The organism is Paraburkholderia sp. Clong3 (assembly GCF_050436485.1).
GTDB classification, from domain to species: Bacteria; Pseudomonadota; Gammaproteobacteria; order Burkholderiales; family Burkholderiaceae; genus Paraburkholderia; species Paraburkholderia tuberum.
On the sequence record NZ_JBNDMH010000002.1, the window covers coordinates 1,749,827 to 1,773,688 of the forward strand.

21 protein-coding genes and 3 pseudogenes are annotated in these 23,862 nt (G+C 61.1%); 9 read left to right on the forward strand and 15 right to left on the reverse strand.

Annotated elements, in window-relative coordinates; genetic code table 11:
- Positions 1–389 precede the first annotated feature (389 nt).
- Positions 390–989, reverse strand: a complete 600-nt coding sequence (locus OKW30_RS12250; protein ID WP_429346803.1) for a hypothetical protein — start codon at positions 987–989, stop codon at positions 390–392.
- A gap of 124 nt (positions 990–1,113) precedes the next feature.
- On the opposite strand from OKW30_RS12250, the gene OKW30_RS12255 reads away from it, so the two are divergent.
- Positions 1,114–2,025 carry a LysR substrate-binding domain-containing protein gene (locus tag OKW30_RS12255; RefSeq protein WP_429346804.1) on the forward strand — a complete coding sequence of 304 codons (912 nt, stop codon included), beginning with the start codon at positions 1,114–1,116 and terminating at the stop codon, positions 2,023–2,025.
- A 167-nt stretch (positions 2,026–2,192) separates the two neighbouring features.
- On the opposite strand, the pseudogene OKW30_RS12260 reads toward OKW30_RS12255, so the two are convergent.
- The 4 genes and pseudogenes from OKW30_RS12260 to OKW30_RS12275 form a co-directional block, all read right to left on the reverse strand.
- A pseudogene (locus tag OKW30_RS12260) lies at positions 2,193–2,581 on the reverse strand (IS21 family transposase); the annotation flags it as partial.
- 561 nt (positions 2,582–3,142) lie between these two features.
- Positions 3,143–5,257, reverse strand: coding sequence for an acyltransferase family protein (locus OKW30_RS12265; RefSeq protein WP_429346805.1), 2,115 nt, complete (start codon positions 5,255–5,257; stop codon positions 3,143–3,145).
- A pseudogene (locus OKW30_RS12270) lies at positions 5,254–5,739 on the reverse strand (IS3 family transposase); the annotation flags it as partial. The gene OKW30_RS12265 and the pseudogene OKW30_RS12270, both read right to left, overlap by 4 nt.
- 36 nt (positions 5,740–5,775) lie before the next feature.
- Positions 5,776–6,141 carry a hypothetical protein gene (locus OKW30_RS12275; protein ID WP_429346806.1) on the reverse strand — a complete coding sequence of 122 codons (366 nt, stop codon included), beginning with the start codon at positions 6,139–6,141 and terminating at the stop codon, positions 5,776–5,778.
- A 14-nt stretch (positions 6,142–6,155) separates the two neighbouring features.
- Between OKW30_RS12275 and OKW30_RS12280 the strand changes: the two genes are divergently transcribed.
- A complete protein-coding gene (locus OKW30_RS12280) occupies positions 6,156–6,278 on the forward strand; it encodes a hypothetical protein (RefSeq protein ID WP_429346807.1) in 123 nt (40 codons plus the stop codon).
- A gap of 314 nt (positions 6,279–6,592) precedes the next feature.
- Here OKW30_RS12280 and OKW30_RS12285 read toward each other — a convergent pair whose 3' ends face one another.
- Positions 6,593–7,048: a GNAT family N-acetyltransferase gene (locus tag OKW30_RS12285; protein WP_429346808.1), complete on the reverse strand. Its 456-nt coding sequence runs from the start codon at positions 7,046–7,048 to the stop codon at positions 6,593–6,595.
- Between the two features lie 221 nt (positions 7,049–7,269).
- Between OKW30_RS12285 and OKW30_RS12290 the strand changes: the two genes are divergently transcribed.
- The 6 genes from OKW30_RS12290 (at position 7,270) to OKW30_RS12315 (ending at position 11,133) form a co-directional block, all read left to right on the forward strand.
- Positions 7,270–7,650, forward strand: coding sequence for a DUF2946 domain-containing protein (locus OKW30_RS12290; protein ID WP_184070091.1), 381 nt, complete (start codon positions 7,270–7,272; stop codon positions 7,648–7,650).
- A 106-nt stretch (positions 7,651–7,756) separates the two neighbouring features.
- Complete coding sequence (locus tag OKW30_RS12295) at positions 7,757–8,650, forward strand: hypothetical protein (RefSeq protein ID WP_184070093.1); 894 nt, start codon at positions 7,757–7,759, stop codon at positions 8,648–8,650.
- Between the two features lie 18 nt (positions 8,651–8,668).
- A complete protein-coding gene (locus OKW30_RS12300; RefSeq protein WP_120294174.1) occupies positions 8,669–9,034 on the forward strand; it encodes a copper resistance CopC family protein in 366 nt (121 codons plus the stop codon).
- A 2-nt stretch (positions 9,035–9,036) separates the two neighbouring features.
- Positions 9,037–9,942, forward strand: coding sequence for a CopD family protein (locus tag OKW30_RS12305; RefSeq protein WP_429346809.1), 906 nt, complete (start codon positions 9,037–9,039; stop codon positions 9,940–9,942).
- A gap of 115 nt (positions 9,943–10,057) precedes the next feature.
- Positions 10,058–10,504 carry a copper chaperone PCu(A)C gene (locus OKW30_RS12310; protein ID WP_244145121.1) on the forward strand — a complete coding sequence of 149 codons (447 nt, stop codon included), beginning with the start codon at positions 10,058–10,060 and terminating at the stop codon, positions 10,502–10,504.
- A gap of 233 nt (positions 10,505–10,737) precedes the next feature.
- Positions 10,738–11,133 (forward strand): VOC family protein, encoded by a 396-nt coding sequence (locus OKW30_RS12315; RefSeq protein WP_187629190.1) that lies wholly within the window; start codon positions 10,738–10,740, stop codon positions 11,131–11,133.
- Between the two features lie 259 nt (positions 11,134–11,392).
- Here OKW30_RS12315 and OKW30_RS12320 read toward each other — a convergent pair whose 3' ends face one another.
- The 7 genes from OKW30_RS12320 to OKW30_RS12350 all read right to left on the reverse strand — a co-directional run bounded on the left by OKW30_RS12320 (position 11,393) and on the right by OKW30_RS12350 (position 18,670).
- A complete protein-coding gene (locus OKW30_RS12320) occupies positions 11,393–11,767 on the reverse strand; it encodes a BON domain-containing protein (protein WP_429346810.1) in 375 nt (124 codons plus the stop codon).
- 124 nt (positions 11,768–11,891) lie between these two features.
- The gene (locus OKW30_RS12325) at positions 11,892–13,016 is read right to left on the reverse strand and encodes a porin (RefSeq protein WP_184070099.1); all 1,125 of its coding nucleotides are present in this window, start codon (positions 13,014–13,016) and stop codon (positions 11,892–11,894) included.
- Between the two features lie 78 nt (positions 13,017–13,094).
- Positions 13,095–14,735 (reverse strand): 3-(methylthio)propionyl-CoA ligase, encoded by a 1,641-nt coding sequence (locus tag OKW30_RS12330; RefSeq protein WP_429346811.1) that lies wholly within the window; start codon positions 14,733–14,735, stop codon positions 13,095–13,097.
- A gap of 230 nt (positions 14,736–14,965) precedes the next feature.
- A complete protein-coding gene (locus tag OKW30_RS12335; RefSeq protein ID WP_184070103.1) occupies positions 14,966–15,802 on the reverse strand; it encodes an SDR family NAD(P)-dependent oxidoreductase in 837 nt (278 codons plus the stop codon).
- A 5-nt stretch (positions 15,803–15,807) separates the two neighbouring features.
- Positions 15,808–17,082, reverse strand: coding sequence for an MFS transporter (locus tag OKW30_RS12340; RefSeq protein ID WP_429346812.1), 1,275 nt, complete (start codon positions 17,080–17,082; stop codon positions 15,808–15,810).
- Between the two features lie 78 nt (positions 17,083–17,160).
- Positions 17,161–18,216: a 3-keto-5-aminohexanoate cleavage protein gene (locus tag OKW30_RS12345; RefSeq protein WP_429346813.1), complete on the reverse strand. Its 1,056-nt coding sequence runs from the start codon at positions 18,214–18,216 to the stop codon at positions 17,161–17,163.
- Positions 18,217–18,262: 46 nt separating this feature from the next.
- Positions 18,263–18,670 carry a carboxymuconolactone decarboxylase family protein gene (locus OKW30_RS12350; RefSeq protein ID WP_429347747.1) on the reverse strand — a complete coding sequence of 136 codons (408 nt, stop codon included), beginning with the start codon at positions 18,668–18,670 and terminating at the stop codon, positions 18,263–18,265.
- Positions 18,671–18,813: 143 nt separating this feature from the next.
- Here OKW30_RS12350 and OKW30_RS12355 point away from each other — a divergent pair, with 143 nt between their 5' ends.
- Entirely contained in the window at positions 18,814–19,848 is a 1,035-nt protein-coding gene (locus OKW30_RS12355; protein WP_184070107.1) for an AraC family transcriptional regulator, read from the forward strand.
- 324 nt (positions 19,849–20,172) lie between these two features.
- Here the strand turns inward: OKW30_RS12355 and OKW30_RS12360 are convergent, their stop codons facing one another.
- Together OKW30_RS12360 and OKW30_RS12365 are read right to left on the reverse strand one after the other, a co-directional pair.
- Complete coding sequence (locus OKW30_RS12360; protein ID WP_429346814.1) at positions 20,173–22,560, reverse strand: PAS domain S-box protein; 2,388 nt, start codon at positions 22,558–22,560, stop codon at positions 20,173–20,175.
- Positions 22,561–23,463: 903 nt separating this feature from the next.
- A pseudogene (locus tag OKW30_RS12365) lies at positions 23,464–23,694 on the reverse strand (filamentous hemagglutinin); the annotation flags it as partial.
- Between the last annotated feature and the right edge of the window lie 168 nt (positions 23,695–23,862).

Sequence of the window (23,862 nt, forward strand, 5' to 3'; positions counted from 1 at the left end):
AGTGATTGAATGCGGGATAGGCCACATACAAGAGAAGCTTGTAGGGCGTCGCTATGAATTTCGCCGTGGTACTTGTCGTCGCCCAGAGGCCAGCGTGACGCGTCGAGACGCGAACCCCGCGTGACGCCGACTAGCGCTGGATCGAACCGCCGTCGGCGTTCAGTTCATGCGCTGCACAGCGGAACGACGGGGTTTGCGAGTGGCGGAAACGGGGCCGCTGTGATCAGTCGGATTTCTCGAAGGCCAACATCCACGGTCTACGAGATTCGCGGCGGCCCAACGGCCGCAACGGCGAACACTCCGGCCGTTCGCGCAAGAATGCGGCTGTCTCTTCATGGCCGCCCCCTGCCTGTCGGCGATCGGCGGAACCCGACCACCCGGCGAGCAACCTATTGCCGCTCCCGACGCGTGTACGAATACTGATGCGCGAGCCATGCCATCCCGGTTCCGTCCGCCATGATGAAATGCTGGTCTTTCCTGTCCCGGTCAAGTCCCTGATGGCTGATGACCTCGTCCATTCGCAACATCTGGCCAGAGACTGCTTCGCCGTTGCCAGGCAAGGCGAATGGCTCGAACGTGAGGGTGATATTGTCCGCATCGCCTCGCGCGAAGCTCCATGCCGGCATGATGCCGACTGCGGCGCGAGTATCCATCGATACATAATCCCACCGGCCTTCAACCCGATTGAAACTGAGATAATCAATCCGCAGGATCGCCGCGCGATCGTTGGCGGGATATAGGAACTCCTGCAGCATCGAGCCAATCAAGCGACGCTCGGCGACCAGTCCGCTCGTTGTCTCAGGCGGTGCCGACGGCGAACTCCACACCGTCTCGGTCACGTCCCAAAGACCCGTGCGCTCGACGAGCGTCTGATTCTCCGGGCCGAGTTCGCTTAACCGTGTTGATGCAGGGACCGGCTTGGACTCGGCCATCCTGGCAACGAGAAAGGAGCCGAGCGTGACTCCCAGAAAATGCCGGCGATCGATCATGTCAATTCTCCAAAGTGACGTTTGAACTCGCTGATCTGAGTCGATCACTTATCGTATCGTCGATTTTTAGTCTACAGTGCGGATATATTTTCTCGATATTGGCGCTCCAAACGATACAAAGAGGATGATCGTGACCGAGGAATTCAATGACATTCCCGCTTTTGTCGCCGTGGTGGAAGCCGGCAGTTTTTCCGATGCCGCGCGTCGGCTGAATCTGTCACGCTCCGCTGTGGGGAAGGCGGTCTCGCGCCTTGAAGAGCGCGTCGGCGGGCGGCTCTTTCATCGGACCACCCGTGCGCAAAGTCTCACTGAAGACGGTCAATCGTTTTACGAGTATTGCCAGCGCGCGCTCGTCGAGTTACGTGCCGGGCAGGATCTCATGGACTCCGGTCGTACCGAGATTCGCGGCAGATTGCGTGTGTCGATGCCCGTGCTGTTCGGCCGCCGATGTGTCGCGCCGATCCTCTTGCGACTCTCCGCGGCGCATCCGAAACTCGAACTGGATATGCATTTCAGCGACCGGCTAGTCGATCTTGTCGACGATGGATTCGATCTCTGCGTGCGCAATGGACCTCCAGGACAAAGCGCCGGCCTGATCACCCGCGAGATTGCTACAGAACGCATGCTGGTGTGCGCGTCACCTCGCTACCTCGAGGAAAATGGCACACCGGAAACGCTCGCCGATCTTGCCGCTCATCAAGCGATCGCTTATGGTCGGCGTGGGCGGGTTCAGTCGTGGTCGTTTCTACGGACGGGCGGTTCGCCCTGTTACGTCACACCGCCGGCAAAGCTTAACCTCAACGATATCGAAGCAATCTCTGATGCTGCTGCAGCGGGTTTTGGCTTGGCCTGGCTGGCGCACTGGCTAGTACGTGACCGGCTTCGGGCCGGTGAACTCGTGGAAGTGCTCCCAGCCGCAGGCGCCATCGTGTCGGACATCTCTTTGATCTGGCCGGCAACGCCCCATCTGCCCCAACGCGTACGCAGCGCGATCGACGCCTTGACAAGCGAAGTCGCGGCATTCACAGCAGCTTGACTTGCTTTGCGGAAACCTGAAGAGCCTTTTCAAGTAACCGAAAATGGGCGACGTCGGAAAATGCGGAGCCTTCGAAGCGACCTTGCATTCATCAATCGGCGTGAGGTGTCCTTCCGGCCCCTCAAACGGCCGTAGCGGCACGCGTTGGCCGAGGCTCAACCTTCAGTTTGGAAGGCCTGCGGCGTCTGCAGCGGCGGCACAGGCGGGCTGTCGATCAGCCGGCTCAGGATGTTCAGCGCCGTTTGCTTGTTTGGGGCGCCGGCTCCGAACGCCGGCTCGACGGCTGCGAGCACCATCTGTTTGTCGTTCAGCAGGACCAGCGCCAGAATCTCGACCATCTCGCGGTCCCCGCCGGGACACTTCAAAAACACCTGCAACTTGCGGAACTGGCTGGAAACGCGGCGAAGGGTGCGCCATTGCGAAGCGCTCCAGGTTTACGCTGCAGAACTGCCAGGCAGTGACGCCAGTCGTAAATGGTTTCGCCAGGGTCGTGACTGCGCTTAATGCACCCGTCGTGCTCGGCAATCACCTGACCTTTGGTGGCGAAGACAAGCTTTGTCGACGATCTACATCGTTATGTCGAATGGCTCAAAGTGGCCGGTTGCAGTCTCATGCAATGAGCATACGCTGCCTGAACTTCACACGAGCTGCGATCGGCAGCACGCGACGCGCAACGGCCTGTTATCTTGATCCGAAACGGACGCTCACGCTGGCCGGATTTTCGCTTTCCAGAAATACCTTGCAACCGGTGAGGTTGAACCGGTTCGCCGCAGCCTCGGCTCCCTTGCCAAGGGCGTTGCCGGTATAAATCACTGCACAACGCGGGCTGCGAATCGGATGCCCAATGCCCGCCATGGCGGGGAACCTGGCAACAGACACATGAACCACGAACCGACCTTGCTAAAAAGGGAGCGTCCCTATAGGTTGTAACGGCACTCCATAGCCCTTGAACGAAACCGGTGCATCGGCCGACGGCAGAACGGAGAGGGAACCTTTCTGCATGCCCCATTATATTCGTCGCCCCCTCCGTCAACCTGACAGTACCCAAGCTCGCACAGCCGGTACTCGATCTTCGGACTAACTACCTCGCCAGCCATCGCCGGAACTCTTCCCCGCATCAGCTCGCGGACCCCGCTTCCATAAGCTTGCTGACGAGCTGCTTAAAGCTTGGCAACAGAAGCCTGTTCGCATAGCCGCTGAGGTGATCGCCATCGAAGACGAGCGGCCGGCCGTCGGCGGTGTGCGTTGAGCAGACCGAATCTGGGCACAGTGGTGGCAACGGGTCCCATACGCTAACTTCGGGGACCGCCTGCACGATGTGCGCATAGGATTCGAGCACCGGCGCCCGCAAGGCTTCCAGATCCGCACGGGCGATGCGGTCGCCGCCGGAACAGATGGGATTGTCGCGATTGAACCAGTCCGAACATCGGAACGGCTGGCTCCGAAACTCGGGTGTCGGCCCCTCCAGGATGACCTTCGCCCCTTTGGCTGCCAGTTTCTGCAAGATTGGAATGGCCTCTCGCACGCCGTCTACCCGGCTTTGCACGGCCTCTGGACCAAACATGTAGCCCCAGGCACTCGAGTCGTCGAAGCGGGCCCACTCGTCGGAGAAACGTGGCAGCCGCAGCGAAGGCAGGAAGACCACGTCACCGGGCCTGACCTGCGCCTCGATTTGAGCGATTGCCGCATCCGTCCCCGGCGCACAGCTCGCCACCTCATCTTGTTTGCGCGGCAGCAAAGCAATGAACGGACAGCCTCCATTGTTGTACGCGAAGACCTTCACGCCAGTATCCCGGGCGAATTCGCGCAACATCCTGTTGTAGGCCATCGCGTGCGAATCGCCGATCACGTACAGGCGCCCGCGATAGGTCGCCGGAAGCGAACATCCCGCACGTGAATATGTCCATACGGGCCCCCCGTTGAGCTTCGTCCTATTCCACGTGTCCAGACATCCGTCATTGCTGGGCTCAAGGGGGCGGCTCGGATACCAGTCGTCGGCACGTTGTGACACCACGCTCAGCGACAGATTCAGTTTCAGTTGGGCTGCCTGAATGCCGACCCACAACAGCGCTCCGCACGTCAACGTAGCTAAGCCCGCACCTACGAGAGCGGGACGCCGCATGCCTTTCAGGACCGCCGAGCGCCGCACGGGATTCTCGACATAGTACCAGGACGCTGTTGCCAGCGCGAAGCTCAGTACGGCCGCAAGCACGCGCCAGACAGGCGCATCGATCCCCGTCGTCCACCGCAGCAGCACGATCACAGACCAGTGCCAGAGATAAAGCGAATATGAGATCTTGCCGACGAAAGTCACCGCTGGTGAAATGAGCAGCCTGTGCAGCCAATCCCGCGGCGCTCTTCCGTGCAGCGCGTACAGTACGCCAAGCGTGCCGGCAACCGGCAGCAGCGCTCCCGGAAAAGGAAGCTGCTCCGGGCGCAAGACCTTGAAACCGGCCGCAAGCAGCACCAGCGAACCAACGAGCAACGCCATCGAACCCAGCGTCCCATTGCGGTCGATCACGCCGAGCGGGCGCTTCGCGAGCGCGAGGAACTGGTATAGCAGGATACCGGATGCCAATTCCCAGAAACGCCCTGGAATCAGGTAAAAGTTTAGCCCCTCATTTCGCCTCGAAAGCCACCATGCGCTCAACACGGACAGAGCGAGCCCGCCGGCGAACAGAACAACGCAAAGCGTCTTTCTCGGACGTTTGCTCACCCACATGAAGAAAAGCAACGGAAAGATCAGATAAAACTGCTCTTCTACCCCAAGCGACCAGGTATGCAGGTACGGGTTGAATTCGGCGCGTGGCGAAAAATAGTCATCACCGATGAACGCGAGCACCACATTGCTCAACCCAAAGAAAGCAAAGAAGCCGGTGTATTTGTTGGTATCGCTCAGCCACGCGTTTGGAATGAACAGTGCTGAAAACAAGCCGGTCACCAGCAGGCACACCACGAGCGCTGGCACGATCCGCTGCACTCGACGCGAATAGAAATAGAACACGAAGCGCGAAAACTGCACCGATTCGAGGTTTCCAACGGATGCGCTGACAACAAACCCGGAAACCACGAAAAAGATGTCGACCCCTGCAAGCCCGCCGGGTAACCACTGCGCGTACAGGTGATAAACGATGACCGACAACACTGCGACCGCACGCAAACCGTCGATGTATGCCGCGTGCGCAGGACGGGTGAGTTGCGGCGCAGTAGTAGCGTTATGGCGTGGATTCATGGCATGAGAGTTAATGAGGCCGGTCGGAATCCGTGGACGCCAACGGGTTTAGCAGCGATCTTGTTCAAGTAGAAACGCTGCGTGAAAACCGCGGGAGACAGATAGTCAAGCTGCGCTTGTGTCCGCTGCCGGTTATAAAGGATCTCGATGTATTCCGTGATCTCTTGCTGCGCCTGCTGCCGACTGGCGAACCGCCGACGATAGGTCAACTCGCTCTTCAGCGTGCCCCAAAATGATTCGATCGATGCGTTGTCAAAGCAGTTTCCTCGTCTGCTCGTTGAGGCTTGCATGCCGAACTGGCTGACAAGATTCTGGTAAGCATGCGCGCAATATTGGCTGCCGCGGTCTGTGTGGTGAATCAGACCGGCCGGCGGTCGGTGCGACGCGACCGCCCGAAACACCGCCTGCATCACCAGATGCCTGGTCATACGCTCGCTCATCGCCTAACCGACCAGCTCTGCACTGAACAGGTCCTTGAGCCCGCCGCAGGGTTGCCGGAACGTCTGCTCGCGCGGGGTTCAGACCTGCTCCGCTGATTCCGCGGCGATCATTGCATATTTCATCTCGATAAATAACCAGAAAAAGCGAAGGTGCCGTTGCCCTTTCTCTCCCTTTCTCTCGTTTGCTTTTACGCACGATTGTGACGTAAAAAGTTTAGGGAAATGTATAGGCCCGCGATGTATTTCGTGCGCTGCCCCACAGAAGCGATAAGAAATGTCGACTTCATCGTCGAGGAACTTCATCGGCGCGAACCGGAGGATCCATCGCGCATCGGTGCGACGCGCGTTGCCCTGCAGAACCAGCGTAACAATCTGCTTGCCTTCGCTCGCGTGCTGGACCAGAAGCTCGGCGCCATGGACCGCGCGAGCGGCGTTTCGGACCACCTCGTGCGGGCGACTTGTCGCTGCACCGCAAGCCGGACACCTCCGTCACGTTCTGGCAGGCGTGGAACCGGCTGCACGCCGCCATCGGCCACAAGTTCCACGATCTCTACACGACCGTGTCGCAGGCTCGACGATGAGGACAGCGCTGACTGCCAGCGTGAAATACGCATCGGCCCGATCAATACCGACCCAGACTCCGACGGCGAATGCAAGCATGAGCGCGACACTACGTGCTATGGCATGACTGCTCTGTTCGAAATCACACAAACGCCCGCTCTTCGATGTCTACTCGAAGTCACATGTAGTCCTGGTCCAGGTGTCGGCAATTTGGGCGATCGTGCCGACTGACCGCTACTGGCCGAACTCGGCAGTACATGGTTAGGCGTCTGGACGCTCGAACTTCTGTCGCCGACTCCAGCGATGGGCCGCGCCCTATGAATACCAATGCAGCCTAGCGTTCTTCCTGTGTGTCGATTGGCTGACGCACATAGTAGATATCCCATTCTCCTTCGTCAGTCTGTACAAATCCGTACCGCTGGTAGAAGCGGTTTGAATCACTGCCGCGTAGAGCACCGAGGCGGATTGGCATGCGTTGCGCGTCGGCGTTCGCGAAGACGTCCCGCAAGACGGCTGCGCCGATTCCTTTCCCTTGGTGCGCCGGCAGAATGTAAAGGTGGTCCAGTAGCCAGTAGTCTGCCTGTGGGCGGATGAGGATAAAGCCCGACCGAACGCCATCGACCTCTATGAATCGACACCGCGCAGGGTCGAATGACGCGAGGAAGCGCTCGCGGGCACGCTGCGGGTCGAAACGACCGATGCGCTCCAGACTCTCGCGCATCGCGGCGATACGAATAGCGACCAGTGTGTCGGCGTCGGACTCGGTTGTATCGGAAAAGGCGATGTTCATTGGGAACGGCTTCCGGTCAAAGGATTCGCGAGGCTTACTTCTTGTGCGAATACTATCGCGCCGAATCGATTGTCACCAATTTGCACTTTGGGGCCGAAGGTCATGGCCGACTTGAGACTTCTGGCAACACGGCAAGCTGTCACAGGTCGATGCCTGCAAGTAACACATGGCATAATGCGCCGCATTCACCTTCACCAGACCAATATCGAATCGTCGGCCTTATGCTGAGCTGTTTCTGCCGGAAATTGGGCTCCTATCTGGGATTGCTGGCAATCCTGATGGCAACGCTCGCGCCGACGGTTTCGCAGGCACTGGCTGACCGCAACGAGGCTGGGCTTCCTTCAGCCTCGCTCTGCTCCGCACATTCGACTCCAGGCAATCCGCCGGGCAACGAGGACACCTCCCACTCGCTGGCTGCTCACTGGCATGCTTGCGGCTACTGCAACCTGATTGCGCACATGCCCGTGCTGCCGAGCGTCCAGCCTGAATTTGCGGTCACGGTCTGGGCCATCCAGCATCGCGTTGCGACGCGGTTCGAGAGCATCCGTCGCGTCGAACCGCTGGCATCCGCCCAGCCGCGCGCGCCCCCCATTTCATCCTGAATTGAGTCCTGGTGGCGATGCCGTGCACGAACGCATCGCCAGGCGTCGTCGTGTCTCTTCACTGACACGCGGCGGCGCAATGACGACCTCAATCAATGGATGAAACATGAATGCCAATACCTTGCGCCATGGGAAACCCTTCTTCGCCACGGCATCGATCTCGTTCGCCGCAACTGCGCTCCTGCTCGCCTCATCGCCAGCCGCTGCCCATGCCATCGCGGGCGACCGCGTCTTTCCGTCAACGTTGGCTGTCGATGATCCAGGTGTCGGCGATGAAGCTAACTTCGAATACGGGCATCTGCGTGTTCCTGGAGACAACGGCGATCAAAGCATCAATACGTTCAGCTTCGAGTACGACAAGCTGATCACGTCAAGGCTTGCCCTGTCCGTCGACGGCGCTTACGTGATGCAGAACAATCCGACTGCGCACGGGTTCGATAACTTTGGAGTCGGCCTGAAGTATCTGCTGTATGTGAACGCCCCGCACGAATTCATGACTTCAGTCGGGGTGCATGCGGAATTGGGTGGAACCGGCAGCCACGCGATTGCGAACAGCTTTTCGACCATCTCGCCGACGATCTACGTGGGCAAGGGTATGGGCGATCTGCCTGACTCACTGGCCTATCTCCGACCCGTTGCCATTACCGCCGAAGCTGGGCCTTCGTTGACCACCGGGGCCGGTCAGCCCAATTCTTTCGACTACGGTTTCACGGTCCAGTACAGCCTGCCCTATCTGCAGCAGCAGGTGCATGATTTCGGCTTGCCGCAGCCGCTCTCGAACATTGTTCCCATCGTCGAGTTTCCGCTATCGAGAAGTCAGGGCCAAACCACTGGCACAATCAATCCAGGGTTCATCTGGATCAACCGCTATGGCCAGTTCGGTGTCGAAGCCCAGATACCAATCAACAGCGCGAGCGGTTCGCATGTGGGCATCCTGGTACAGGCCCATCTTTTCTTCGACGATATTGCGCCGAAAACACTCGGCAAGCCGCTGTTCTAACGTGTAAGGAGTCCTCTCATGAAACTGCACACGATTGCACGCGCGGCCATCGCCGCGCTGATGATCGCCGGCTGCAATCTCGCGCAGGCGCACGCCTACCCGACCCAGGAGGCGCCGGGGGCCGGTGCGACCGTCACGACCTCGCAGAAGGACGTGGCGATCGACTTCGACGATGGTCTGGAGCCCGCATTCAGCTCGATCGCCGTCACCGACTCGCGAGGCAAGTCCGTGACGAGCGGCAAAGCTGCGGTTGACCCGTCGAACAGGAAGCACATGTCGGTAGGGCTAAATCCCCTCGTGCCGGGCGCCTATACCGTCTCGTGGGTCGCCGTTGCCAACGACGGCCATCGCACCCAGGGGCATTACACGTTCACGGTGAAGTAACGGTGGATCCGCTCGTCGTCGCCCAGATTGCACTGGCCGCGATGCAGGACATTCTGTTTGCCGTCGCTACCGGCGCTCTTGCATGCGGCGTCCTGGGCGCGCGTAGCGGATTGCCTGGGCAAGACACGACACGAGTCTGGCGGACCGTCGCGTCAGTCGCACTCGCTCTCACCGCCCTGGCGTACCTCTGGCTTCAGGCCGCAATCATGAGCGGTTCGCCGCTCGGTGAAGCTGGTTCGGCTATCGCCCCAGTACTGACGCAGTCCCACTTCGGTAAGGCATGGTCGATCGGCGTTGCCGGCGCGCTGCTCGCGGCGTTGAGTGGCCTCAAGAAAGAGCGCGGCTCAGCGCTCTTTGCTGCGGGGTTCGTCCTGTGGGTCGCGGGCAAGGCAGCCGCGAGCCATGCGGCCGACTCCGGCGACTTCTCGTGGCGTGAGGCGATCCACGTCGTCCATCTTTCCGCGACTGCGCTTTGGGCCGGCAGTGTCATCGTCGCCGCGATCCTGTTGCGCCGCCTCGAACGCGAACCAGGCCGTCCGCCCGGCCGGAGGGCTGCGTTCTGCTCGGCGCTGTCTCATCTGGCGACGGCGGCGCTCGTGTTTGTTCTCGTCACCGGTTTCTACAACGCCGTTCAGGACACGGCGCAGGCCAGCGCGCCGCTGCTGCGCACACACTGGGGCCGGTTGCTCGCCGCAAAGCTTGCATGTGTGGTCCTGGTGACATTGCTCGGCGGCTGGAACCGGATGGCGATTCTGCCCGATCTGCTCGTGCTTGCCGAGCGGAACGATCCGGATTACCCTGCCGCGCAACGCCGCTTCGACGGCGTTCTCTCTGTCGAAGCGATCGTCATGCTCGCCGTACTTGCGCTGGCTGCGGTGCTGGGCCATACGTCGCCGACGGGCGGATAGCGGAGCGACCATGTAGACATGCGACCGATATGACGATCGAGCGGCGCCCCGGTGCCGCGACGTACGTCCCGCCAACCCATCACATTTTCCTTAATGTAGAACAGGAGGTTATGCCATGCACCACCCCTTCTTCCGCCTGGCTATCGCGCTGCCGCTCGCGGCTGCTTCGCTAACCGCTTTCGCCGCTTCGTCGGGCGCCATGATGGTGTCCGACTGCTGGATCCGCTCGATGCCGGGCGACGTGCCGTCCGGCGGCTACTTCAAGCTGATGAACATGGGAGACAAGCCCGTCGATCTCGAAGGTGTTAGCACCGATGCGTTCGGGATGTCCATGCTGCATCAGACGCAGACTACCGGGAGCACGTCGAAGATGGTCATGGTCGACAAGGTGACCGTCCCGGCCAACGGGACACTCGCATTCGCGCCGGGCGGCTATCACGTGATGTTCGAGAAGGAAAAGAAGCCGCTGACGGTCGGTTCGACGGTTCCCGTCACGTTCAAATTCAGTGACGGCGAGAGTATCGTCGGGCAATGCGCGGTGAAGAGCGCAACCGGCCAGTAATGACGCTTGCAGGCCGCGCGAAATCGATCGCGAGACTCGAGAGCGCGGGCTGCAACGATTCGGGCAACCGGCGGACGTTTGTGTCTGGTCAATGATGCTCGATGCGCTCGGCGATGTGAAATGATGCTGCGCCGTGGCGACGAGCGAAAAATTTCGGCCGAGTTCGCCCCCTTTGCGGACATCCGGCGCTCGGAGGAAAATGCCCTTGCGAATCTCTTCCGAGGCTGCCCAACATGGCTAAATTTCAGCCCGATGGATGGCATACCGTCACGCCCCGAATCGTCGTACGGGATCCGGAAAACCTGATCACATTCATCAAGATGGTGTTTCAGGCACAGGGCGAATTCCGTCACGGGCGCCCTGCCGAAATCATGATCGGCGATTCCGTCGTGATGGTTAGCGGCGGAGACGGCCTTCGCGATCCGATGCCGGCATTTCTGTATGTCTACGTCGAGGACGCCGATTCGACCTACCAGCGAGCGATTGCGGCGAATGCGATCTCACTCGAAGTTCCGACCGACATGCCCTACGGCGACAGGCGAGCGATGGTAAGAGATCCGTGGGGAAACACATGGCAGATTGCCACACATCAGCGCGACCTCTGTGCTGCCGAGATCCGTTCAAGGTAGGGCGTTACCGACAGCAGCACTTTTCTGTCGGTTCGTCTATTCGATAATGCTGAAGAACGGTGCGGCACGCTCGGTCGACGTTGGGTGTTTTGCCTCCCGACGAATGCCGTCACCCCTTCGACGAAACCGGGCTCATCTGCGCAATCGATCCATTTGCGCCGTCCGCCAACCGGATGCGCCGGCAGACTGACGTCGTAGGCAGAGCAGTGTCGCTTCGGTGCAAGCCTGGCAGCGCTCCGGACTTACTGACGAGGACCACTTACTGGCCGAATACGCGTTTGAGTGTCAGATTGTTTTTCACGGTTGTCACGCCCGGCACGGTTTCGGCAACCCCGGCCGCCCTGTCGATCTGCGCTGCATCGGGCACCGTGCCAAACAGCGTCACCGCGCCACCTCTCGCACGGACACTGATGTTCGAAGCACTGATCTCCTTGTCCTTCATGAGCGCAGCGCGTACCTGCCTGCCGAGCGCGCGATCAGCCTGCCTGGAACTCGCCGAAGCGCCGCTGCCCGGCGACGCCATGATGGTTGACGCTGGCCCACTGCCCGATTCGCCAGGCTGGGACCATGCATTGATCCATGTCGTCACGATCAGTGCGCCGACCGCCAGTTCGAGTGCCCTGATTACCTTCATTGCTTTCTCCAGTCTTCCTGAGTCTTGTGGGATCCCCGTTGGAATCGCTGTTCTGCTACCGCGGGGCGAGCCGGCACGCTTCACCGGCCAGAGGTCTTCATTTCGAGCCCAATACGGAGGATCCCTAGAAGTAGTGGCGCATCCCGAGCATGACCGCCGTCGTCCCGAGGCCAGGCGCGACGGGCTGGCCGTACGTAATCGTCTGCGTCATATCTCCGTGGTTGTTCACCCAGCCCACCTGGCCATAGAGCAAAGTGGCCTTGGACAGACTGTATTCGGCGCCTCCGGCGACCTCGAGCGATTTGTTGGCCGAGCTGTTCCTGTCCTTCAGGTAGTACACGCCACTGGTGAGCTTGAATGCCGGTGAGAACTGATAGCCGAGGCCGGCCGAATACAGGTCGAGGTTGACCAGATTCGCGTGCGCCGGATTCCTGCCGTTGGTATATGACGCGGAAATGGAGAAGGCGTGATAGGTGTACAGCGCCCCGAGGTAGTAGAGGCGGTTGTTGGCGAGTCCGGTGGGCACCGTCGTCGGTCCGGGATTGGTGTCGTGACCGTTGTAATAGACGGCTCTCAGATTGAGGCCATAGTTCGAGTATTTGAGCACGGCGGACTCGCGCGTGCCGCCCTGGAAGCTGCCTGCCACACCGCCGGGCGCATATTCGAGCGCTGCGGACACGCCGGCGAATGTCGGCGACTCGTAGACGATCGCATTGCTGTCGTACAGCGCGCCGATCGGTCCGTTGGTGCTGGTGCCGGACCAGCCTGCGGCCTGGTTCATGCCCAGCCATGCCGTCAGGATGCTGCCGAAATACTGGCCCGCCCGCACGTCGGTATCGGCCATCGCGTAGGCCATCGGCACGATCTGGCGACCGAAGTTCACCGTACCGAACGGTCCCGACACGCCGAGCGTCGCGAACTGGTTGAACTGCGCCACCGCGCCCGGCGTATCCGCCAGGCCGAACTTGCCGGTGCCGCTGTCGAACGACCCCTGCAGCTTGAAGTTCACGTGATAGCCGCCGCCGATATCCTCGGTCCCCTTCATGCCCCAGATGCTCGCGTAGATCCCGCCGTCCTTGTAGCGATAGACCGCTCCGAGGTTCTTCGCCGCCGGACTGAACGAGGCCGCCGTGGTGCTTTGATATAACAGCCCCGAATCGACGACGCCGTACAGCGTCACCGACGATTGTGCGTATGCCGTGCTTCCCATTGCAGCCACCGCAGCCGCCGCTGCCCATTTCACTTTCATTGCGTCTCCAGTTTTATTGCTTTGAAAACCCGTAACGAGCTGCATCCATGCTCAACACAAAAAAAGACAGCCTGCCCTTCATGAGGGCAACAGATAGTCCTGAAACGCTTCGCGCAGCTGGTTCTTCAGCACCTTGCCGGTAGCGCCAAGCGGCACCGCATCGACAAATACGACTGCATCCGGCGTCCACCATTTCGCGATCTTTCCTTCGAAGAACGCCAGCAATTCTTCGGCTGTCACCTGTGCACCGGGCTGTTTCACGGCGACAAGCAGTGGCCGCTCGTCCCACTTCATATGCTTCGCCGCAATGCAGGCCGCGCTCGCTATCGCAGGATGCGCGGCTGCGAGGTTCTCGATCTCGATCGAGCTGATCCACTCGCCGCCGGACTTGATCACGTCCTTGCTGCGATCGGTGATCTGCATGAAGCCGTCGGCGTCGATGGTCGCGATATCGCCGGTCGGGAACCAGCCATGCGCGTCGGCATCGATCCGCAGCGGGTTGCCACCTTCATTGCGGAAGTAGTTGCGCACCACCCAAGGGCCACGCACCAGCAGATCGCCCGAGCTCACGCCGTCCCATGGCAGTTCCTGGCCGTTCTCACCGAGGATCTTCATATCGACGCCAAATACCGCGCGCCCCTGTTTGGATTGCAGGGCGCAACGGTCTTCCGGACCCAGTGCGAGGTGCCTTGCTTTCAACGCGCCGATGGTCCCGAGCGGACTCAGTTCGGTCATGCCCCATGCGTGCAGGACTTCCACGCCGTACCCATCCTGGAACGTGTGAAGCATTGCGGGCGGGCAGGCTGCGCCGCCAATAACGGTGCGCTTCAGGGTCGAGAAGTTCAGGCCGCCTTGCTCGAGCCAGGTCAGCAGGCCTTGCCATACTGTCGGCACACCAGCCGCGAAGGTGACCTGCTCGGCTTCGACGAGCTCGTAGAGCGCTTGGCCGTCCAACCCGGGGCCGGGGAAAACCAGCTTGGCCCCGACCATGCACGCGACATACGGAATGCCCCACGCATTGACATGGAACATCGGCACGACCGGCAGGATCACGTCGCGCGCCGAGCAGTTCAGCGCATCCGGCAGTGCGGCAGCGAACGTGTGAAGCAGCGACGAGCGATGCGAGTAGAGGACGCCCTTCGGGTTGCCGGTGGTACCGGACGTGTAGCACAGCGCACAGGCGGTATCCTCGTCAAAATTCGGCCACACGTAGGTCGACGAGCTGCGCTCGAGCAGATCTTCGTAGCACAGCAGGTTGGCAATGCCGGTATCCAGCGGCATATGCGCGCGATCGGTCATCGCGACAAACGCCTTGACAGTCTTGCAGCGGCCGGCAATCGCCTTGACCAGCGGCAGGAAAGTCAGATCGAAGAACAGGACCTGATCTTCCGCATGGTCGACGATGTAGGCGATCTGGTCTGCGTGCAGGCGCGGATTGATCGTATGCATCACTGCGCCCATGCCGGATATGCCGTAGTACAGCTCCATGTGGCGATAACCGTTCCAGGCGAGGGTGCCGACACGGTCGGACGGCCTGATGCCCAGACTCGTGAGCGCATTGGCCATCTGTCGCGCGCGCCGGTGACAGTCGCGGAAGGTGTAGCGATGGATGTCACCCTCTACCCGCCGCGACACGATCTCCGTATCCCCATGATGGCGATCGGCATGCACGATCAGCGAGGAAATCAGCAACTGCTTTTGCAGCATCAAACCGTTCATTTCGTTCGTCCATTCTTTAAAGCAGGGTCACGAGCCGACATCGCCTGCGGCAGCATTCGAGCCATTGGGCGCCTGCGGTCTTTTACCGCCGGTCAGTCGTCTTTTGTCAAAGACCGATCTCCAGACGCGCTCACAGTCCTATTCGCACAACTGATTGTTATGGCAGATGCTGAAGAGGTCGATGCAAGGATTTTCAGGCGTGATCGCTTCAGGTCACGCGGCGCACCCGGTCATATCACTACGCCGCCATTCGGGCTGATCACCTGGCCGACCAGGTAGTGGTCGCCGGCCAGATAGGTCACCATCGAGGCGTATTCCTCCATCGTGCCCAGGCGTCCGGCTGGCACCACTTGCCAGAACTGGTTGCGCTTTTCCTCACCGGCGGCCTCGAAGTATTCCGTGAATTCGGGAGTGGCCACACCCCCTGGCGCCATCGCGTTGACGAAGATATTGGCACCCGCGACTTCGGCTGCGACCGACTTCGTGAAGGCGACCACCGCGCCCTTGGTGGCGCTGTAGTGCGGGCTATGGGCGCTCATGGCCGAGATGCCCGCAATCGACGCGATGTTGATGATCCTGCCGTCGCGCTGCGGCTGCATCAGCCTGAGCGCTTCGCGGGTGCAGTAAAAGAGGCCGTGCACGTTGACGTCCCAGTAACGATGCCACTCCTCGTCGCTGATGCTGCTGGTGAAAGCCAGCGATTGCCGCGGCACGGGCGTGGTGATATAGGCGTAATGCCTGTTGCGGCGTTCCGTATCGATCGGCGTGTTCGGCACGAGCGCGGCGTTGTTGACGAGAATGTGCAGCGTCCCAAAACGCTCGACGATCGCGGCGAACAGGTTGGCGACTTCGCTGCTGGACGAGACGTCGCAGCGCAGCGCCAGACACGGTGCGCCGGCCGCTTCCACGGCAGCGCGCGTTTCTTCGAGGGCCGGCATGTCGATATCGCAGATCGCGACCCGTGCACCGGCGCGGGCCAGATCAACGGCGATGGCACCGCCCATCCCACGACCGGCACCGGTGACGAGGGCGACACGCCCTTCCAGATTTCGATGTTGGTCTTGCATTTCCATTACCTCGCAGGTTGTATGTTTTGCAGCGCGAGCGCACGCTGCCTGCGCGAGGCGCGCGCCGCGAGGGCGAAAAACAGCGCCGAACTGATCGTCAGCACGTCGGTGGCGATCAGGACACCCGTCAGCGGAGCGGTGGCGCCAGCCTTGATGAAATGGTCGGCGGCCATCCCGATGACCACGGTGCCGATGGCAAGGGCGAATACGTTGATCGACAGCATCGTGAAACCGAAGATCGTCGAGCGCATCTTCTGGGGTGCCATGCTCATGATCGCCGCCGCCCCCGGGCCGTACACCGCCAGCGGCAGGAAGAATCCCGCGCACATGCCGATGTAGAACAGCGGCGAACTGACCGGGACGAAACGACAGGCCAGCATCAACGGCGCGCAGATCACGACAAGGAGCGCCATGAAGCTGGCGTGTCCGCCGCGCAGTTTGCTCGCCACACGATCGCCCATGACGCCACCCATCACCGCGCCCAGCGTGCCGAACACCAGTTGTAGCGCGCCGATCCTGGTGGCAATGCCAGCCGCGTTCATGCCGCGTTCGTTGACGAGCCACAACTGCGAGAAGGAAAAGCTGGCAAAAACGAGGTGGACCAGTACGAAACCAACGATCACGAAGCCCAGCGCACGGTTGCCACCGACGGTGCGCAACACCGCCAGCGCTTGCGGCAGGAACGGCGCGCCGCGTTCCTGCGGTGCGAGTTGGCTACGGTCTTCCTTGAGCAGCGCGAGCGGCAAGGCAACGGCGACGCCGATGATGCCAAGGACATAGAACGTGGTCCGCCAGCCATGCGTGGCGCCAAAGCTGCCGGCGAGCAGGAAACTGCAGCCGACGCCCATGGGGATCCCCATGAAGAACAGTCCCAGTGCCGTGCCTCGTCGCTTCTCCGAGAAGAGTTCAGCCAGCAGGGCCACCGCGGCAGGTACCAGCGCCGCCTCGCCGCTGGCAACGAAAAAGCGCGCCACCACCATCTGCTCAAAGCTCTGGGCATGGCCCGAGGCCAGCGTGCAGGCGCTCCAGATCAGCACGCCGGCGGCGATGACCCGGGTGCGGCTGAAGCGGTCCGCAAGGGTGCCCATGAACATCGCCATCACGCCGAAGCTCAGCACCCATACCGCGCCGACCAGAAAGCCGTATTGTGTGTTGCTGAGCGCCAGATCTTTAATGATCTGCGGCGAGAAACCGAGCAGCATATTGCGGTCGATATGTGCCAGCAAGTGGATCACCAGTAGCGATGCCAGAACCGCAGAGGGGTTTTTCTTCCAGAACATCATCTGTCTCCATGCCTGAGAGGGTTCAGAGCGAGGCGCAACGCGATACGCTGCCGCGTTGCGCCCCGTTATCTCCCCTCAGGCAGCCTTGCGTGCCGGCACGTCGCGCCGGCCGGACGTGCGATTAGGGACCATGCGCAGTTTGTCCAGCGTCTCGTCGACCGAGCCCCACTGGGTGCCGATCTGATAGATGCGGTGGGCATCCTCGCCGCTCGCGATGTCGCGATTGAGCTCGCGCGCCATGCGCACCATCTGCTCGATCTGCTGCACTGAAGTCGCCCGCTCGCCGTTCGGGCCGAACAGCGTGTCTTCGATACCGACCCGTACATGCAGGCCCAGCGCAATCGCCAGCGTATTCATCGGCACCACGTTCCGGTTCAGCGTTTCGAACGTAAGCACCGCGCCCTCCGGGGTGCGGCGGGCAAACTCGATCATGTCGGCGGGATGCAACCCGGCCGCGCCGCCGCCAATTGCCACGTAATTGATATTCAGCGGACCGCTATACGCACCGTTGCGAATAAGACGCTCGACCGTTTCGAGTTGCGTCAGATTCCCCAGCATGAACTGCGGCTGGATGCCGTTGGCGACGAGACGCCTGATGTGTTCGACGTGCCATGAGGGATTGGACGGCACGATCATGTCGCGATAGGCAGCCTGCAGCGCCGGGTTCATGAGCGAGGTACCCGCGATGTCGGCCTCGGTCATCAACTCCATCACGTTCATCTGGCTGGTGTTGATCGCGACGGTGACCTGATCCGGACGGGGGTTCAACTCCGCGAGCATGTGACGTGTGTCATCGTTTTGCCATTGGGCCGCTTCGCCTTCATTCTCCGGCGCGAATGAGATCGAGCCGCCGACCTGCAGCACCATCTTCGGCACAGCATCGCGCAGACGGGCAAGCATGTCGTTGAACTTCGACAGACGCTTGCTGCCCTTGCCGTCCTCCTCGCGCACGTGCACGTGCAGCACGGTCGCGCCTGCGTTGTAGCAGTCGACGGCCTTCTGCACCTGCTCGTCCATCGTGACCGGGATATCGTCCGAATCGCCGGGGATCCATTGCGGCCCATAGGGCGCCACCTGGATCACGAGTTTTTCCTGGTTTTCAGGCAGCAGGGAGTCGTCAAGGAAATGCATGGTCTGTGTTCCTCTTTTGAAAATTAATGAAGTGACGGCGCTGACGTCAGGCAACGGCCTGCGCAGCGTCGACGTTTGCCTTCTCGAAGGCGGCCAGTTCTTCCAGCAGGATCGGCGCGCCGAGACTGGAGGAATGAATGCCAAGGACGCTCACCGCCTGTAAGACCGCAGCGATTTCTTCCCTGGTGGCGCGCAGTTCGAGCGCGCGGCGGATGTGACGGCGTGTGCCCGGCGCATACATATGCGTGCAGGACGCGTCGACCGCGATGGCGAGGAACTCGAACACCTTCGGTTCCAGCACACCCGACATCACGGTGTGCATGCCCATCGCCATGAATTTCTCGGCCCAGACAGGATCGAGTTCTGCAATGGGATCCCAGGCGGGATTCCAGTTGCCGGTTGCGCGCAGCTGATCGCAGACCGGGGTCGCGCTGCGGCTCGTCTCATTGCTCATTGTTTCGCCTCCTCTCGAACTTCTCGAATTTCCGTACGCGTTGGTCATCACGCGTCTCTGGAGGCAAGTATCGGATACTGGCAAATAGCGGTTTGACAGATTGAGGCAAAAAATTTACATTTTGATGCACGAGGGAAAACCATATGTCCTATCTGCTTCGCAGTGCCGCCCTGACCAGTTACGTCGAAGTGGCCCGATCGGTGGGCCTTGATCCCTACCAGCAGTTAAGTGATGCCGGCATTGACCGTTCCGCGTTGCTGAACCCCGACATCATGATTCCGGCCGAGGCAGTGGCGCGGTTGCTGGAAACCTCCGCCCAGGCCGCTGCCGTCGAGGATTTCGCGCTGCGCATGGCCGAGACCCGCCACCTCTCCAACCTTGGCCCTCTCGGTTTTGCGATGCGGGAACAGCCGACGTTGCGCCGCGCGCTCGAATCGATGGCGCACTATCTGCGCCTGCAGAACGAAGCGGTGGTGATGCGCGTCGAGGAAACGGCAGGACTCGCCATCATCCGGGAAGACCTCATGGGCGGCATGCCCGGCTCGATGCGCCAGGCAACGGAGTTGATGCTGGGCGTCCTGTATCGGACGCTTGGCCTGGTGCTGGGCGCAGCGTGGAAGCCGCGCACCATCTGTCTCACGTACAGCGCTCCAGCCAGCCTCGCCATGCATACGCGTGTATTTGGCGCGCCCGTTGAGTTCAACCAGGATTTCGACGGCATCGTGTGCCTCGCAGCGGATCTCGACGCCGCGATTCCAGCTTACGATCCGGTCATGGCGCAGCAGGTGCGCCAGTATCTGGATTCGATGCTGCTTCAGTCCAACGCAACCATGTCCGACAAGGTCAGGAAACTGGTCATTGCGCTTTTGCCGTCTGGCACCTGCTCGGCCGACCGGATCGCGCAGCATCTGGGCGTGGATCGCACGACCGTGAATCGCCACCTCGCCCGTCAGGGTGACCGCTTTCTGTCGATTGTCGATGCGGTGCGGGTTGAACAGGTGATGCGGTATGTCAGTAGCGGCGACCGGCCGCTGTCTGAAGTGGCTACGCTGGTAGGCTTCTCATCGCTGAGCGCGTTTTCCCGCTGGTTCAACGGCCGCTTCGGCTGCAGCGTTTCGACGTGGCGCCGCGAAAATGCACAACGAAGTGCTGGGGCCCGCGATGCATCGCCTGGCTAGCCATCGCGTTGGGCCGCTGATTCTCGTAGCAAGACGACGGGCGAAGCGGAGCGGTGAACCAGGGATCAAATCAACATCGACGAGTGTTTCGTGTCCAGCCGGAAGGGGACGACCAACGAGCCTTTTCGAGTGGCTGAAATTGGCCGGCCCTTGCCGGTCGTTGCCCCACGTCGGCGCTGCCTCGCTTCGGATCGGTCATCAAAATCGATCGAGCGGCTTTGGAATGCCCGGAAGGCCATTATTCAACGACTCATCTGTTCGCTGTCCTGATATCTGATCGGGAGCGGGCGCGAGGCCGTACGGCTGCCGGCGACTGCTTTGCCCTTACCCGTTTCTTCCTTGTTCAACCTGTCCGTGCATCGCCGCGATCAGCGCATGCAACTGTTCGATCGCGAATGGCTTGCGCAGCGACGTGCAATCGAATCCGACCTCCTCTGGCGTCGGAGCGTCGCGACCGGAAGCAAACACGATCCTGATGCCCGGATTGCGCTCGACGGCAGCTCTCGCCAGCTCGATACCCGACCGCCCCGGAAGGACGATGTCCGTGAGAAGCACATCGGTCTTCCCTGTCATCAATGCGCGCATTGCTGCTTCTCCATCGGCAGCCTGACGCACGTCATAGCCCAGGGTGGTCAGCAGTTCACTGATCGCCTCCCGCGCGCTTCTGTCGTCGTCCACGACAAGGATTGCGAAGCTTTCTGGCGCGTGAGACGGCTCGGACGACGGCGAATCTGCCGACGGCGATGCGACCGGCGGGTGCACCTCGGTCGTGCCGGCCGGCCCCAGCATCCGGCGGATTTTCGATGCAAGCTGCTCCCGGCTGTACGGCTTGCTCAGCAGATGCACACCCGTGTCCAGCCGGCCGCCATGGACGATGGCATTCTGGGTATATCCCGATGTAAACAGGACCTTCAGATGCGGCAGCACCCTGGTCGCGAGTTTCGCGAGTTCGGTGCTGCGCATCGTGCCGGGCATCACCACGTCCGTGAACATCAGATCGATATGTATCCCGCTTTGCACGATCACGAGCGCGCTCTGGGCGTCGTCTGCCTTCAGTACGGTATAACCAAACTGTCTGAGCGTTTCGACCACGGTTGCCTGAACGCGTCTGTCATCCTCAACGACCAGAATGGTTTCAGACCCGCCGGTGAGCGTCACCGGCTGTCTGGGTTCGAGGTCAACGGCTTTCTCCATCGAGCGGGGCAGATAGATCTTCACGGTTGTCCCGTGCCCGGGCTCGCTGTAGATCCTGACGTGACCTCCGCTTTGCTTGATAAACCCGTACGCCATGCTCAGGCCCAGGCCCGTGCCTTGCCCTTCCGGCTTGGTCGTGAAAAACGGCTCAAAAGCGCGCTCGAGGACATCGCGGGTCATCCCTGTTCCAGTGTCGGTGATGGCGAGCAGCACGTATTGCCCCTCGCGAACGTCAGCGGCCAGCGCGCTGTAGTGCTCGTCGAGCATGGCGTTCGACAGCTCCAGCGTCAGCTTGCCGCCTTCCGGCATGGCATCGCGCGCGTTGATGGCCAGGTTCAACACCACGTTCTCGAGGTGGTTCGGGTCGACCAGCGTGTTCCACAGCCCGCCGGCAATGACGGTTTCGACCTCAATCACTTCGCCCAGCGCCCGTCTGAGCAGGTCGTCCATGCTCCGCAGCATGACAGCCAGGTTCACGACAATGGGCTGCAACGCCTGACGGCGTCCGAACGCGAGCAGTTGAGAGGCCAGGTTGGCCCCGTGCTCGACCGCATCAATTGCCTTGTAGAGGCGCTCTCTTGTCCAGGCATCACGGCCATGGCGGCCTTCGAGCAATTCCAGATTGCCGCGTAACACCTGCAGCACATTGTTGAAATCGTGTGCGACGCCCCCCGTCAGTTTTCCAAGCGCCTCCATCTTCTGGGACTGAAGCAGCGCCGCGCGTGCCTTTTCCAGTTGCTCCTGAGCGGTCTTGCGCTCCGTCACGTCGCGGGTAATCTTGGCGAAGCCGACCAGCGTCCCTTCCTCGTCGCGGATTGCATCGATCACGACATTGGCCCAGAACCGGCTGCCGTCTTTCCTGACCCTCCAGCCCTCGGTCTCGAACCGCCCTTCCGTTGCGGCTGTATGCAGGCCGTGTTCCGGCAGACCCTGAGCCGCCTCTTCGGCTGTGTAGAACCGCCTGAAGTGCGTTCCGAGCACTTCGCTGGCCTCATAGCCCTTGATCCGCGCCGCGCCCAGATTCCAGTTAGTCACGTGGCCCTCGGGGGACAGCATGAAGATCGCGTAATCGGCTACCCCTTGCACCAGCAGCCGGAACCGCCGCTCGCTTTCGATCACGGCTTCATAGGCCATGCGTTTGTCGGTTGTGTCGCGCACAATCTTGCCAAAGCCGATGAAGGTGCCGTCAGCCGCATAAAGAGGCGTAATGAGAACGCTGGCCCAGAACTTCGTGCCGTCCTTGCGTACGCGCCAGCCTTCGGAATCAAATTGGCCGTGCTCGCGCGCCGCGCGCAGCGCGGCGTCGGGAACACCGCTGTGCCGGTCGTCGTCCGTGTAAAAGACGGAGAAGTGCCGGCCAATGATTTCATCGGCCGCGTAGCCTTTGATGCGTCTCGCGCCGGGGTTCCAGCTGGCGACCTCGCCGTGCCCGGTCAGCCTGAAGATCGCGTACTCCGATACGTGCGCGATCAGCAGCGGCGGCCAACTTGATTCGATATCGTCCTCGTCGCCGTGCATTCGCCTCCCGTTGAGTATTAGCGGTCCGACATATCTTTCCAGGACTGCACACGAATCATCCCTCGAGCAGTACCCGGGGCGTTCCATACCACCTGCCATTGTGCCCTGGCCGGCGAGTGGCGAGGCAGGAGTGACCGGATAACGCTTTCGCAACGTAATGGCCAGGCGGACAAACCACTGAGCATTCGGAACTGCTCGATCGGCGGAGAACGGACAAGGCCTTCACAAACGGGTTCGGGGGCGAAACAGGAACGAAGCGTTTAGCTTCGCACACCATACGTCAGCCCAGGCTCGAATCTGCGAACCCGGCGCCATCTGTTTTGGCTGGGTAACCGAGATCTGGCTCTGCGCCGGATGTCCGGCGTCGACGACCGCGTTGAACTTCAACCGGTATGCGCAACGAAGCGCGTCATGCAGGTCAACGCCGTTTCTCCGTTAGCGATGACGGCCGTGCAATCCGGCTTTGTGTCGTTCGGTTGCGCCGCGCTCGCTCTGAGCGTCGCGAGATGGGCGCCTTTCGCTAGCGTTTGGCCTGGGGAAGGGGTATCTGTGCTTGCGGCAATCGGTGGTGGGTTGATCGTCCTTGCATCCCTGCTGGCATCGATTAAGGGTAAAAATCGGCGCGATCGGGGATGTCGTCCCGGAATTCGAAGAGCCGAAACGGGTAGCCATCTAACGTACGAGCGCCGAGAGAGTTGGGCCTTGATGGTTCGAAAGTGGCGTTGGATGCAGAGGTTACGTTGATCTGTGGCTGACGCGATACGATCGATTGGACTGCCGAATGTCACCAGACGTAGCGATGCGCTCATCCCGCGTGCGATCATCAAGACCGATGGCTCGGATCGACCCACTGCGGTCTCAGGTCGTCTGCGCGATGGACAATTCCACCAACGTCGCGCCAGGCTAATGTTCCACTTGCCACCGCAGCACTGGATGCGTGGCGCCCGTCGGCATGACCCACACGCCGTTCGGCCCGAAGTCCCAGCCGACGAAGCTGGCCGGGTTGCTCATCTGGGCCGTGGTGAGCCCGTTGGATGCAGGTAGATTGCCGCCGCTCGACGCTTGCCCAGTACTCTGGACGTCCCAGTAAACGTCGCTGCCAAGACCACCGGAGCAGCCTGCGCAGATGCCGCCCATCACCAACCGGTTGCCGCTGGAGACGCTGCACCCCCCCCTTTTCCGCGTGGGGCGCGGAATGGCTGACGACGACCCGCAGAGCCGGCCTGAACCGCGTTAGTCGTAGCGTCTGAAGAATAGCCGCTGGCGTGGCGGATGCATGCCGATACCTCTGCTTTTCGCGCC

Coding starts and splice junctions, on each gene's coding strand:
- OKW30_RS12315 (WP_187629190.1), top strand. CDS start 10,738: ATGGCTAAATTTCAGCCCGATGGATGGCATACCGTCACGCCCCGAATC.
- OKW30_RS12350 (WP_429347747.1), bottom strand. CDS start 18,670: ATGAGCAATGAGACGAGCCGCAGCGCGACCCCGGTCTGCGATCAGCTG.
- OKW30_RS12355 (WP_184070107.1), top strand. CDS start 18,814: ATGTCCTATCTGCTTCGCAGTGCCGCCCTGACCAGTTACGTCGAAGTG.
- OKW30_RS12265 (WP_429346805.1), bottom strand. CDS start 5,257: ATGAATCCACGCCATAACGCTACTACTGCGCCGCAACTCACCCGTCCT.
- OKW30_RS12325 (WP_184070099.1), bottom strand. CDS start 13,016: ATGAAAGTGAAATGGGCAGCGGCGGCTGCGGTGGCTGCAATGGGAAGC.
- OKW30_RS12250 (WP_429346803.1), bottom strand. CDS start 989: ATGATCGATCGCCGGCATTTTCTGGGAGTCACGCTCGGCTCCTTTCTC.
- OKW30_RS12310 (WP_244145121.1), top strand. CDS start 10,058: ATGCACCACCCCTTCTTCCGCCTGGCTATCGCGCTGCCGCTCGCGGCT.
- OKW30_RS12290 (WP_184070091.1), top strand. CDS start 7,270: ATGCTGAGCTGTTTCTGCCGGAAATTGGGCTCCTATCTGGGATTGCTG.
- OKW30_RS12335 (WP_184070103.1), bottom strand. CDS start 15,802: ATGCAAGACCAACATCGAAATCTGGAAGGGCGTGTCGCCCTCGTCACC.
- OKW30_RS12340 (WP_429346812.1), bottom strand. CDS start 17,082: ATGTTCTGGAAGAAAAACCCCTCTGCGGTTCTGGCATCGCTACTGGTG.
- OKW30_RS12295 (WP_184070093.1), top strand. CDS start 7,757: ATGAATGCCAATACCTTGCGCCATGGGAAACCCTTCTTCGCCACGGCA.
- OKW30_RS12300 (WP_120294174.1), top strand. CDS start 8,669: ATGAAACTGCACACGATTGCACGCGCGGCCATCGCCGCGCTGATGATC.
- OKW30_RS12330 (WP_429346811.1), bottom strand. CDS start 14,735: ATGAACGGTTTGATGCTGCAAAAGCAGTTGCTGATTTCCTCGCTGATC.
- OKW30_RS12285 (WP_429346808.1), bottom strand. CDS start 7,048: ATGAACATCGCCTTTTCCGATACAACCGAGTCCGACGCCGACACACTG.
- OKW30_RS12255 (WP_429346804.1), top strand. CDS start 1,114: ATGATCGTGACCGAGGAATTCAATGACATTCCCGCTTTTGTCGCCGTG.
- OKW30_RS12360 (WP_429346814.1), bottom strand. CDS start 22,560: ATGCACGGCGACGAGGACGATATCGAATCAAGTTGGCCGCCGCTGCTG.
- OKW30_RS12345 (WP_429346813.1), bottom strand. CDS start 18,216: ATGCATTTCCTTGACGACTCCCTGCTGCCTGAAAACCAGGAAAAACTC.
- OKW30_RS12320 (WP_429346810.1), bottom strand. CDS start 11,767: ATGAAGGTAATCAGGGCACTCGAACTGGCGGTCGGCGCACTGATCGTG.